This window comes from Arenimonas terrae (assembly GCF_006265115.1).
GTDB lineage: Bacteria > Pseudomonadota > Gammaproteobacteria > Xanthomonadales > Xanthomonadaceae > Arenimonas > Arenimonas terrae.
The window spans coordinates 298,768-310,933 of record NZ_SMDR01000002.1; the positions used below are offsets into that span (position 1 = coordinate 298,768).

Genomic DNA, 12,166 nt, shown 5'->3' on the forward strand with positions numbered 1-12,166 from the left:
CGACGTTCAATACTCGGCCGTATGGTCATCCACGCCCAAGAACTCCCCGTGCCTGGCGCCCGCTCCGAATCGCTGACCGCGACCGACGGCCTGCGACTGGCGGCGGACCGGTTCCAGGGCGTCGGCCCGGGCATCCTGCTGGCCCATGGCTTCGGCCAGACCCGCCAGGCCTGGGCCGCGACACAGCAGCGGCTTGCCGCCGCCGGCCACGCCAGCCTGGCCTGGGACCTGCGCGGCCACGGCCAGTCCGACCGCAACCCGGCGGACTCGCGTTACGCCGGCGAACAGTTCGTGGCCGACGTCGGGACCGCCGCGGCGGCCGCCGGCACGCGCCCGGTCCTGGTCGGAGCCTCGATGGGCGGCCTGACCGGCCTGATGGCCCAGGCCCGACAGCCGCTGTTCTCGGCCCTGGTGCTGGTGGACATCACGCCGCGCTGGGAAGCCTCCGGCGTCGAGCGCATCCTCGGTTTCATGAATGCGCATCCGGACGGCTTCGAGTCCTACGAGCACGCGGCCGAACAGATCGCCGCCTACCTGCCGCACCGGCGCGAAAGGAAGACGCCGGCCCAGCTCGCCCACCTGCTCGTGGCCCGCACCGACGGCCGCCTGGCCTGGCACTGGGACCCGCGCCTGCTGAGCGAGTTCATCCCCGACACCCACGGCCTGCACGACGTGCTCGACGAGGCCTGCCGGCGCCTCGACGTGCCGGTGCTGCTGGTCAGCGGCGGCCGCAGCGACCTGGTCACCGACCGCACCGTCGCCCATTTTCTAGAGCTGGCGCCCCACGCGCGTCACGTACAACTGCCGCAGGCCACGCATATGGTGGCCGGCGACGACAACGACGCCTTCACCGGCACCCTGCTGCATTTCCTGTCCGACCTGTCCGCGGCCCCCACGGCCGCCCCCGGAGATCCACGATGAGCATCCTCGCCCCCTTCCTCGCCCTGCTGCTGGCGACCCTCGTGGTGGCCTACCACCGGCTCAGCCTGGTGGTGTTCACCGCGCTCTCGGCCACGCTGCTGGTGGCGGTCGGCCTGGCCGGCGCCAACGTCACCGCGACCGTCGTCGCCGGCGTGCTGCTGGCCCTGTTCGCGCTGCCGCTGCTGATCACGCCGCTGCGCCAGTCGGCGATCACCGCGCCGCTGCTCAAGTTCTACACCAAGATCCTGCCGCCGCTGTCGGCCACCGAGAAGACCGCGCTGGAAGCCGGCACCGTCGGTTTCGAGGGCGAGCTGTTCTCCGGCATGCCGAAGTGGGCCGATCTGCTGGCGCAGCCCAAGCCCGAACTGACCGCCGAAGAGCAGGCCTTCCTCGACGGCCCGGTCGAACAGGCCTGCCGCATGACCAATGACTGGGACATCACCCATGTCCGCAACGACCTGCCGCCGGAACTTTGGGATTACCTGAAGAAGCAGAAGTTCTTCGGCATGATCATCCCGAAGGAATACGGCGGCCTGGGCTTCAGCGCCCTCGCCCACCACAAGGTGATCCAGAAGCTGGCCTCGATCTCGGCCACGCTCAGCTCCACCGTCGGCGTGCCCAACTCGCTGGGCCCGGCCGAACTGCTGCTGCACTACGGCACCGACGAGCAGAAGAAGCACTACCTGCCGCGCCTGGCCGACGGCCGCGAAGTGCCGTGTTTCGCCCTGACCGGCCCGACCGCAGGCTCCGATGCCACGTCCATTCCGGACTACGGCATCGTCACCGAAGGCGACTGGAACGGCGCCCGCGTGCTCGGCGTCAAGCTGACCTTCGACAAGCGCTACATCACGCTGGCCCCGGTCGCGACCGTGATCGGCCTGGCCTTCCGCCTGTACGACCCGAACAAGCTGCTGGGCGAGGAAGCCGACCGCGGCATCACCCTGGCCCTGATCCCGCGCGACACCGCCGGCCTGGAAATCGGCCGCCGCCACTTCCCGCTCAACTGCGCCTTCCAGAACGGCCCGGTGCGCGGCAAGGAAATCTTCCTGCCGCTGAGCCAGCTGATCGGCGGCGAAGACTACGTCGGCCAGGGCTGGCGCATGCTGGTCGAGTGCCTGAGCGTGGGCCGCGCGATCACCCTCCCCTCCACCTCGGCCGGCGCCTCCAAGCTCGCCGCCGTCGTCACCGGCGCCTACGCGCGCATCCGCAAGCAGTTCGGCCTGTCCATCGGCCGCTTCGAAGGTGTCGAGGAAGCCTTGGCCCGCATCGCCGGCAACGCCTACGCCGCCGCGGCGCTGTCGCAGTCCACCGCCGCCGCCGTCGACCGCGGCGAGAAGCCGGCCGTACCCTCGGCCATCGCCAAGTACCACGCCACCGAAATGGCGCGCGAAGTCGCCAAGGACGCCATGGACATCCACGGCGGCAAGGGCGTGATCCTGGGCCCGATGAACTACCTGGGCCGCGGCTGGCAGGCGGCACCGATCTCGATCACGGTCGAGGGCGCCAACATCATGACCCGCTCCCTGATGATCTTCGGCCAGGGCGCCATCCGCTGCCATCCCTGGGTCCTGAAGGAGATGCAGGCCGCGCAGCATCCGGATCCGGAAGTGCGCCTGCGCGAGTTCGACGCCAACCTGTTCGGCCACATCGGCTTCGCGATCTCCAACGCGGTGCGCAGCTGGATCCTGGGCCTGACCGCGGCGCGCATCGGCAAGGCGCCGGGCGACGCCTACACCCGACGCTACTACCGCAAGCTCAACCGCTACTCCGCCAACCTGGCGCTGGTGGCCGACACCTCGATGCTGCTGCTCGGCGGCAAGCTCAAGTTCAAGGAGAAGCTCTCCGGCCGGCTGGGCGACGTGCTGAGCCAGCTCTACATCTCCAGCGCGATGCTGAAGCGTTACGAGGACGAGGGCCGTCCGGCCGCGGAGCAGCCGCTGCTGGCCTACGCCTTCCACGACTCGGCGCACAAGATCGAACTGGCGCTGTCGGGCGCGCTGCGCAACTTCCCGATCCGCCCGGTGGGCTGGCTGCTGTGGATGCTGGTGTTCCCGTGGGGCCGCCGCGCGCAGGCACCGTCGGACCGCCTGGGTCGCCGCGCCGCGGCGCTGCTGATGTCGCCGTCGGACGCGCGCGACCGTCTGGCCTCGGGCACCTTCCTGACGCCCTGCGAGAACAACCCGGCCGGCCGCATCAACAGCTACCTGCCGAAGGTGATCCTGGCCGAGCCGGTGGAGCGCAAGTTCCTCAAGGCGCTTAAGAACAGCGACATCGAGGCCCTGGACTTCGCCTCGCAGCTGGCCGAGGGCGTGGCCGAGGGCTGGATCACCGCCGAGGAGAAGACCCAGCTCGAAGAGCTGCGCACGCTGACCTGGGACGCGATCACCGTGGACGATTTCGACCCCGCCGATCTCGTGGCCGCCTCGCTGCACCGCGGCCAGCCGGCCGCGCAGCACCGCGCGGCCTGAGGTCCGACGCGCGGGCGGCGCCACGCCGCCCGCGCCCATCTGCCCGGAGCACGCCATGTCCGACACGCCGCTGCTGCGGATGTACCGAAAGTTCCTGCGCTACCCGGGCGGCCGCTGGCTGTTCAGCCGCGCCGTGTGCTTCAAGGCGCCCTACTTCGGCACGGTGAAGCCGACCTTCCAGGTGCTGGAGAACGGCCGCTGCGAGGCGACCATCCCCGACCGCCGGAGCGTGCACAACCACATCGGCACCGTGCACGCGATCGCGTTGTGCAACCTGGCCGAGCTGTGCGCGGGCGTGATGACCGACGCCTCGCTGCCCAAGGACATGCGCTGGATTCCCAAGGGCATGACCGTCCAGTACCTGAAGAAGGCCGTCGGCACCCAGCGCGGCGTCGCCACGCCGGCGGTCCCGATCGTCAGCGCGGCGGCCGGTTACGAGCTGCCGGTGAACGTGGACGTGTTCGATCCGGCGGGCGAGCGCGTGTTCAATGCGGTCATCACGATGTGGCTCAGCCCGAAGAAGTGATCCTTCAGAAGTAGTGCATCGCCACCGCCGCCGCAATGGCCGGCAGCGCCTGCACGTAGAGGATCGAGCGCTTGACCGTCGCCGCGCCGAACAGGCCGGCGACCACCACGCAGCCCAGGAAGAAAAGGCAGATGCCCTTGTCGCCCAGCCACAGGCCCCAGGCCAGGCCGGCGGCGAGGAAGCCGTTGTAGAGGCCCTGGTTCATCGCCAGCTTGGCCGAATCGCGGGCCACCTGCGGGTCGAGCCGGAACACCTTGCGGCCCAGCGGCTTGGTCCAGAAGAACATCTCCAGCACCAGGAAGCCCAGGTGCAGCAGGGCGACGAAGGCGGTGAGCACGATCGCGAGCATGGACATGGCGTTCCCCGGTCAGGCCAGCTGCGCGGCGTGGTGCCGCAGGTGGTCCTCGATGAAGCTGGCGACGAAATAGTAGCCGTGATCGTAGCCGGCGTGCCGGCGCAGGGTCAGGGCCTGGCCGGCCTCGGCGCAGGCGGCTTCGAACCGCTCGGGCTGCAGCTGCGTGGCCAGGAATTTGTCGTCCAGGCCCTGGTCGACCAGGATCGGACCGCCGAAGGGCCGGCGCCGCACCAGCTCGCAGGCATCATGTTCGGCCCAGGCGCGGTGGTGGTCGCCCAGGTAGCGCGCGAACGCCTTCTGGCCCCAGGGCACCTGGCTGGGCGCGACGATCGGCGCGAACGCCGACAGGCTGCGGTAGCGGTCCGGGTGGCGCAGCGCCAGCGTCAGCGCGCCGTGCCCGCCCATGGAGTGGCCGAAGATGCCGCAGCGCGACGGATCGGCCGGGAAATGGTCGGTGAGCACGGCGGGCAGCTCGTGCACGACGTGGCGCTCCATCCGGAAGCGGGCCGACCACGGCGCCTGGGTGGCGTCGAGATAGAAACCCGCCGCCTCGCCGAACTCCCAGTCGCCCGTGGCGCCTTCGAAGCCGGTGTCGCGTGGGCTGGTGTCGGGCATCACCAGCATCAGCCCCAGCTCGGCCGCGACCCGCTGGGCGCCCGCCTTGATCGTGGCGGTCTCTTCGCTGCAGGTCAGTCCGGCCAGGAAATACAGCACCGGCACCCGGCCCCCGCGCGCCTGCGGCGGCTGGAACACGGCGAAGCGCATCGGCCCGCCGCAGGCCGCCGAGGCCATCCGGTAGAAGCCCTGCACGCCGCCGAAGCAGCCATGCTCGCTGGTGAGTTCGATGGACATCAGTAGACGACCACGCTGCGGATGGACTCGCCGCGGTGCATCAGGTCGAAGGCGTCGTTGATCCTCTCCAGCGGCATCGTGTGGGTGATCAGCGAGTCGATGTCGATCTTGCCGTCCATGTACCAGTCGACGATCTTGGGCACGTCGGTGCGGCCGCGGGCGCCGCCGAAGGCGCTGCCGCGCCAGTTGCGGCCCGTCACCAGCTGGAACGGCCGCGTGCTGATCTCGGCGCCGGCCGGCGCCACGCCGATGATGATGCTGGTGCCCCAGCCCTTGTGCGCGCACTCCAGCGCCTGGCGCATCACCTTGACGTTGCCGATGCATTCGAAGGTGTAGTCGGCGCCGCCCTTGGTCAGGGACACCAGGTAGGGCACCAGATCGCCCTCGACGTCGGCCGGGTTGACGAAGTGCGTCATGCCGAACTTGCGCGCCATGGGTTCGCGCGCGGGATTGAGGTCCACGCCGACGATCATGTCGGCCCCGGCCAGGCGCAGGCCCTGGATCACGTTCAGGCCGATGCCGCCCAGGCCGAACACCACCGCCCTGCAGCCCACCTCCGCCTTCGCCGTGTAGATCACCGCGCCGATGCCGGTGGTGACGCCGCAGCCGATGTAGCAGACCTTGTCGAAGGGCGCGTCCTCACGGATCTTGGCCAGCGCGATCTCGGGCACCACGGTGTAGTTCGCGAAGGTGGACGTGCCCATGTAGTGCAGCACCGGCCGGCCGTCGAGCGAGAAGCGGCTGCTGCCGTCGGGCATCAGGCCCTGGCCCTGGGTGCTGCGGATCGACTGGCAGAGGTTGGTCTTGGGGTTGAGGCAGTACTCGCATTGCCGGCATTCGGGCGTGTACAGCGGGATGACGTGGTCGCCCTTCTTGAGCGTGGTCACGCCCGGACCGACATCGACGACGACGCCCGCGCCCTCGTGGCCCAGGATCGCCGGGAAAAGACCTTCGGGATCGGCGCCCGACAGCGTGAACTCGTCGGTGTGGCAGACGCCCGTGGCCTTGATCTCGACCAGCACCTCGCCGAAGCGCGGGCCCTCCAGGTCGACGGTTTCGATGCTCAGCGGCTTGCCCGCTTCCAGCGCGACGGCGGCTTTGACCTTCATGCGGCGGCTCCTGCGAAGACAGGCGTACAGGGTAACGCGCCGCGCCACCGCCCGGGTCGCGAAGGCGCGAAGATCGCGCCCGGATTCGACCGACGTCCCGACGTCAGTCCGGCCGCGAGGGCAGCCTGGCCTGCTCGCGGATCAGGCGCCAGGCGCCGAAGGTCATGGCACCCGCCACGGCCAGCCCGGTCGCGAACACCGCAGCCGAGCCGAACGCCGCCAGGAACTTGTGCGCCCAGACGAAGAACAGGTCGCCGCCGCGGTATACCGCGGTGTCGATCACGGCCTTGGCCTTGTAGCGGGTCTCGCGGTCCACGCGGGTGTAGATGGTTTCGCGGGCCGGCTTGGACAGCGAGAACTCGCCCGCGCGCGTCGCGATCTGCACCGCGGCGACCAGCAGCGGCAGCGGCGACGCCGTCAGGGCCGCGAATCCGACCAGGATCGCCACCGCCGGCAGCAGCAGCACGGGCCCCACGCCGAAGCGCACCAGCAGCGGCCGGGTCAGGAACACCTGCACGACGATGGTGAGCAGGTTGATCGCCAGGTCGATGTTGGCGTAATACGCGGTCCGCGCCTCGTCGCCCGGGTAGTACAGGCGGGCGATCGCCGCCTGCTCGTTGTACAGCAGGGTGCCGACGCCGACGCCGAAGAACATCAGCACCGCCATCGCCCGAAGCAGCGGCACGTCGCGCAGCAACCGCAGACCGGCCAGCATGCTGCCGCCCATCGCCTGCTCGCCGCCGGTCTGTCCGCGCGACTGTTCGCGAAGCCGGGCCCAGCGGCCCAGCCGCAGGATGCAGAATACGCACACCGCCAGCAGACTGGCCGACACCAGCAGCAGGTTGGGTACGCCGATCTGGTGCACCAGCGCGCGCGTGATCAGCGGGCCCAGGAACCCGCCGGCGGTGCCGCCGGCCGCGATGAAACCGTATAACCGGCGCGCTTCGATGTCGCTGTAGATGTCCGCCATGAACGACCAGAACACCGACACCGCGAACAGGTTGAACACCGCCACCCAGATGAAGAACGCCGCGCCGCGCCCCGGGATCTCCTTGCCGAAGACGACGTAGAACCCGAACAGGCAGGCGATGAAGATCGCATACAGCACCGGCAGGAACACCCGCCGCGGATAGCGGCTGACCAGCGCGCCGTAAGCCGGCTGCAGCAGCACCATCGCGATGAAGGTGCCGGTGAACAACAGCTGCAGGGTCAGGTCGCCCAGCACCCAGCCGCGCGCCGAGGCCCAGTCCACCAGCGCCCGCGGGAACACGGCCTCGATGTCGCCCGAGGCCCCCATCGCATCGCGAACCGGCCGCAGCACGTAGTAGCCGGTCAGCAGGAAGAAGAAGTACAGGAAGGACCAGATCAGCGGCGGGAACTCCCGCAGCGCGCCGCGCAGGTGGTCGAAGCGGCCGGCGGTATCCTTGCCCTGGGTCATCCGGGTTCCCTGTGAGTGCCGGCACCATAGCCAACCCGGCCGAGACCCGCCAGCCCGCCACCGGAACGCTGGGTTAGTGATCCCCGTCCCAGTTGCCAATACTGTACCGGTGCCCCGAGTGTTTGCTCTAGAACGGGGGCCTAGCCTCGGCCCGACCTCGAAAGAAGAAGAACGCGTGTACGACTACATCATCGTGGGTGCGGGCTCCGCGGGCTGCGTGATGGCCAACCGCCTGAGCGAAGACCCGGAATGCCGCGTCCTCCTGCTCGAGGCCGGTCCCAGCGACTGGCACCCCTTCATCCACATGCCGGCCGGGCTTTCCAAGCTGGTGGGCCAGAAGGGCGTGAACTGGGACTACAGCACCGCGCCCGAGCCCCAGCTCGACGGCCGCCTGCTGTGGTGGCCGCGCGGCAAGGTGCTGGGCGGCTCCAGCTCGATCAACGCCATGTGCTACATCCGCGGCCACGCCCGCGACTACGACGAGTGGGCGCAGATGGGCGCCGAAGGCTGGCACTGGGACAATGTGCTGCCCTACTTCCTCCGCAGCGAAGGCAATGAACGCGGCGGCAGCGAACTCCACGGCGGCGATGGCCCGCTCGGCGTCTCCGACCCGCGCCACAGGAACCCGCTTTCGGAAGCCTTCGTGGAAGCCGCCGTCCAGGCCGGCCATCCGGGCACCGACGACTTCAACGGCCCGCGCCAGGACGGCTTCGGCTGGTACCAGACCACCACCCGCGACGGCGCCCGCAGCTCCAGCGCCGCCGCCTACCTCAAGCCGGTGCGCAAGCGCCCGAACCTCACGGTCATCACCCGCGCCAGCGCCAACCGCATCACCGTCGAGCACGGCCGCGCCACCGGCGTGGTCTATTCGGTCGCCGGCAAGGGCGCGTTCTGCGAAGGCGCTTCGCGCGAAGTGATCCTGTGCGGCGGTGCGATCAATTCGCCGCAGCTGCTGATGCTCTCGGGCATCGGCCCGGCCGCGCACCTGCGCCAGCACGGCATCGACGTGGTCGCCGACCTGCCGGGCGTGGGCGGCAACCTGCAGGACCACCTGGACATCTGCACCCTGCAGCGCTGCACCCAGGGCCTGAGCTACGACAAGCTCAGCGACACCCTGGTCGCGCTGCAGTACTACCTGGGCGGCCGCAAGGGCCCGGGCAGCAGCAACATCGCCGAAGCCGGCGGCTTCCTGCGCAGCGCACTGGCCGAGGACGAGCGGCCGGACATGCAGTTCCACTTCGTGCCGGCCCAGCTCGACGACCACGGCCGCAACCGTCTGCCCGGCAACGGCTACACCCTGCACGCCTGCGGTCTGCGCCCGCGCAGCCGCGGCCGGCTGTACCTGGCCAGCGCCAGCGCCGCGGACAAGCCGCGCATCGAGGCCGGCTACCTCAACGACCCGGAGGGCTACGACCTGAAGGTGATGGTGGAAGCCGTGCGCCTGTCGCGCGAGATCCTGGCCCAGCCGGCATTCGCGCCGTTCCGCGGCGAAGAGATCCTGCCCGGCGCCAAGGTCCAGGACGAGGCCGACATCGTCGCCTTCATCCGCCGCAAGGCCGAATCCATCTACCACCCGGTCGGCACCTGCCGCATGGGCCGCGCCGACGACCCGGACACTGTGGTCGACCCGCAGCTGCGCGTAAAGGGCATCGGCGCCCTGCGCGTGGTGGACGCCTCGGTGATGCCGCGCCTGATCGGCGGCAATACCAATGCCCCGACCATGATGATCGCCGAACGCGCCGCCGACCTGATCCGCGGCCGCGCCGCCTGAAAAATCCGGGGTCAGAGTGCATTTATCTTGGGAAGATAAATGCACTCTGACCCCGGATTTTTTTAGGCGCCTTCGAGCATGGGCGGCAGCGGGCAGTGCAGCGAGGCGCAGACCACGCGCAGCAGTTCGGCTTCGGCGACGTTGAGCCGGCCGTCGTGGCTGACCGCGGCCACCAGGCCTTCGACCAGCAGCTCCTTGCCCATGGGCTCGAGCACGTCCAGGACCGGCCACACCTCGTCGAGTGCGCGCAGCGCATCGGCGGGCGGCCGGTAGGGCGAGTTCAGGCGCGGGAACACCAGCGCCAGACCCGCGAGGTAGGCCCGCATCGCCGCCGCCGGATCCTCGTGGCCGGCCTGCGCCAGCACCGCCATCAGGGTCACCGCCGGCGTCGTGAGATCGGCCAGGCGGCGATTGCCCGCCACCCACGTCCCGGCCGGATCGAGCGCGTCGCGCACGTGGATGCGCAGCAGCCGGCCCAGGCAGTACTCGAACAGGTCCACCTTGCCGTCGGCATGGCTCAGCGCGAAGCAGCCGTCCATGAACTTCTCGAGCTCGGCGCGCGGCCGCCGCCGCAGCACCGGCATCGCCATGGCCGCCAGCGGCAGGTAGAGGATGCGCGGCAGGTCGGCCAGGCGGTCGGCATAGTCGAGCGACTGGCGGGCCAGGCGCTCGTCATGGCGGGCCGCCAGCTCGAACTGCTGGCGCTCGCGCACCTTGCCCGGCGGCGCCATCAGCAGGCCGAACAGCAGGGGCACCGCCTCGTCGCGCTCACGGGCGGCGCGCTGCAGCACATCGGGAATGGCGCGCACCAGGGCGCCGGCGCGCACGTAGTCGTTGGCCTGCGGCGCTCCCACCTGGGCGACGACGGACGGAGGCGTCACCCGCAGCTCGGTGCGGTCGGACGGCAGCGGCGACGCAGAGCGGCTGTCCAGGCCCAGCGCCTGGTCTTCGTCCAGACCCGAGGGCGGGCGCATCTGCCAGCGCGCGGCCAGCTCCGTCATCGCCTGCGGCTTGAACCCCGGCTCCAGCGCCTGGATGCGCTCGATCAGCGGCGGATGCGTGGCGAACAGCGACGAATAGCCGACGCCGTCGCCGAACAGCATGTGCGCCACTTCCTCGCTGTCCCGGCTGGCCAGCTTCGAGCCCCCCTCCAGGCCGCCGATCTTCTTCAGCGCCCCGGCCAGGCCGGCGGTCTGGCGGGTGAACTGCACTGCCGAGGAGTCGGCCAGGAACTCGCGCTGGCGGCTCACGCCGGCCTTGATCAGCCGACCGAAGAACAGGCCCGCGTAACCGACGACCAGCAGTCCCAGCGCCGCCAGCATCACCGGCAGCGCGTCCTTCGAGCTGCCGCGCCCATGCACCAGCACCTTCCGGCCGATGATGGCCAGGGCCAGGATGCCGAACAGCATGCCCATCAGCCGGATGTTCAGGCGCATGTCGCCGTTGAGCACGTGGCTGAACTCGTGCGCGATCACGCCCTGCAGTTCGTCGCGGTTGAGCTTGTCCAGGGCGCCGCGGGTCACCGCCACGGCGGCGTCGCTGGGCGCGTAGCCGGCGGCGAAGGCGTTGATGCCGGCCTCGTCCTCGAGCACGAAGATCTGCGGCACCGGCACGCCCGAGGCGATGGCGATCTCCTCGACCACGTTGCGCAGGCGCCGGTAATGGAAGTCCTGGGTGTCCTCCGGCACCGGCGTGCCGCCGAGCTGGCGCGCCACCGCCTCGCCGCCACTGCGCAGGCTGGAGATCCGGTAAAGCGACGCGACGCCGATGATGCCCAGGGTCAGCAGGGTGGCCACCACCACGCCGGCGGCCAGGCCCTCGGGCGTGCTGTCCTCTCCGAGGGCGCCGAAGGCGAGCAGGAAGACGAAGTCCACGGCGACCACGATCGCGGCCACCGCCAGGACGAACATCAGGATCAGCCGCTTGGACTGGCGCCGGGCCTGGTCCTGGCGCTCGAAGAAGTTCATGCGCGTCCGGGCTCCGGAGAACGCCCGCCCCGTCAGGGAGCGGGCGCGGCGATCAGAAGGAAACCTTGGGCGCTTCGCGCTTGGCCGGCTCGGTGATCTCGAGCAGGGCGGCGGCGACGAAGCCGAACATGCCGGCGAGGAGGTTCGAAGGGAACACCTCGCGCTTGTTGTTGTAGGCCATCACGCTGTCGTTGTAGGCCTGACGCGCGAAGGCGATGCGGTTCTCGGTCGAGGTCAGCTCCTCGGTGAGCTGCATCATGTTCTGGTTGGCCTTGAGGTCCGGGTAGGCCTCGGCGACGACCATCAGCCGCGAGAGCGCGCCGGCGAGGCCGGTTTCGGCGCTGCCCAGCTGGGCCATGGCGGCGGCGTCGCCGGGAGCGGCCTTGGCGGCGGCGAGGCCGCTGACCGCGGCGGCGCGGGCCTGGATGACCGCTTCCAGCGTTTCGCGCTCGTGCTTGAGGTAGCCCTTGGCGACCTCGACAAGGTTGGGGATCAGGTCGTAGCGCCGCGTCAGCTGCACGTCGATCTGGGCGAAGGCGTTCTTGAAGGCATTGCGGGCGGTGATCAGGCCGTTGTAGATGCCCACGCCCCAGAACAGGGCGATGGCGGCGATCACGACCAGGACAACGAGCGTCATCATGTCTGGAACTCCCCTGGTTCAGGCCGGTGCGCGGGTGGCGCGCTAGAATGGCCCGTCCCGCAAGCCTACATCGGTCATGCCACGCAAGAAAGTGAACCCGTCCGGCCGCCTCCGCCATC

At 70.0% G+C, this 12,166-nt stretch carries 10 protein-coding genes; 4 read left to right on the forward strand and 6 right to left on the reverse strand.

Translation table 11 applies throughout. The annotated features are described in order from the left end of the window. Nucleotides 1-21: 21 nt before the first annotated feature. Genes E1B00_RS10190 through E1B00_RS10200 form a run of 3 tightly spaced genes read left to right on the forward strand, consistent with a single transcriptional unit; the run spans nt 22 to nt 3,915 of the window. A complete protein-coding gene (locus tag E1B00_RS10190) occupies nt 22-921 on the forward strand; it encodes an alpha/beta fold hydrolase (RefSeq protein WP_139448380.1) in 900 nt (299 codons plus the stop codon). Continuing rightward, entirely contained in the window at nt 918-3,389 is a 2,472-nt protein-coding gene (locus E1B00_RS10195; RefSeq protein ID WP_139448382.1) for an acyl-CoA dehydrogenase, read from the forward strand. Before E1B00_RS10190 ends, E1B00_RS10195 begins: the two co-directional genes overlap by 4 nt. 55 nt (nt 3,390-3,444) lie before the next feature. Further along, a complete protein-coding gene (locus tag E1B00_RS10200; RefSeq protein WP_139448383.1) occupies nt 3,445-3,915 on the forward strand; it encodes a hotdog fold domain-containing protein in 471 nt (156 codons plus the stop codon). Nucleotides 3,916-3,919: 4 nt separating this feature from the next. On the opposite strand, the gene E1B00_RS10205 is transcribed toward E1B00_RS10200, so the two are convergent. From E1B00_RS10205 to E1B00_RS10220, 4 genes are all read right to left on the reverse strand, one after another. Continuing rightward, nucleotides 3,920-4,270: a DUF1304 domain-containing protein gene (locus E1B00_RS10205; RefSeq protein WP_220396269.1), complete on the reverse strand. Its 351-nt coding sequence runs from the start codon at nt 4,268-4,270 to the stop codon at nt 3,920-3,922. 12 nt (nt 4,271-4,282) lie between these two features. After that, nucleotides 4,283-5,122, reverse strand: coding sequence for an S-formylglutathione hydrolase (fghA, locus tag E1B00_RS10210; RefSeq protein ID WP_281280699.1), 840 nt, complete (start codon nt 5,120-5,122; stop codon nt 4,283-4,285). Continuing rightward, nucleotides 5,122-6,231, reverse strand: coding sequence for an S-(hydroxymethyl)glutathione dehydrogenase/class III alcohol dehydrogenase (locus E1B00_RS10215; protein ID WP_139448963.1), 1,110 nt, complete (start codon nt 6,229-6,231; stop codon nt 5,122-5,124). Before E1B00_RS10215 ends, fghA begins: the two co-directional genes overlap by 1 nt. A gap of 103 nt (nt 6,232-6,334) precedes the next feature. After that, a complete protein-coding gene (locus E1B00_RS10220) occupies nt 6,335-7,669 on the reverse strand; it encodes an NTP/NDP exchange transporter (protein ID WP_139448385.1) in 1,335 nt (444 codons plus the stop codon). A gap of 175 nt (nt 7,670-7,844) precedes the next feature. On the opposite strand from E1B00_RS10220, the gene E1B00_RS10225 reads away from it, so the two are divergent. Beyond that, complete coding sequence (locus E1B00_RS10225; RefSeq protein ID WP_139448387.1) at nt 7,845-9,440, forward strand: GMC family oxidoreductase; 1,596 nt, start codon at nt 7,845-7,847, stop codon at nt 9,438-9,440. Between the two features lie 62 nt (nt 9,441-9,502). On the opposite strand, the gene E1B00_RS10230 is transcribed toward E1B00_RS10225, so the two are convergent. Both E1B00_RS10230 and E1B00_RS10235 read right to left on the reverse strand, forming a co-directional pair. Then, nucleotides 9,503-11,407 (reverse strand): M48 family metallopeptidase, encoded by a 1,905-nt coding sequence (locus E1B00_RS10230; protein WP_139448389.1) that lies wholly within the window; start codon nt 11,405-11,407, stop codon nt 9,503-9,505. 52 nt (nt 11,408-11,459) lie between these two features. After that, nucleotides 11,460-12,044, reverse strand: a complete 585-nt coding sequence (locus tag E1B00_RS10235; RefSeq protein WP_139448966.1) for a LemA family protein — start codon at nt 12,042-12,044, stop codon at nt 11,460-11,462. Between the last annotated feature and the right edge of the window lie 122 nt (nt 12,045-12,166).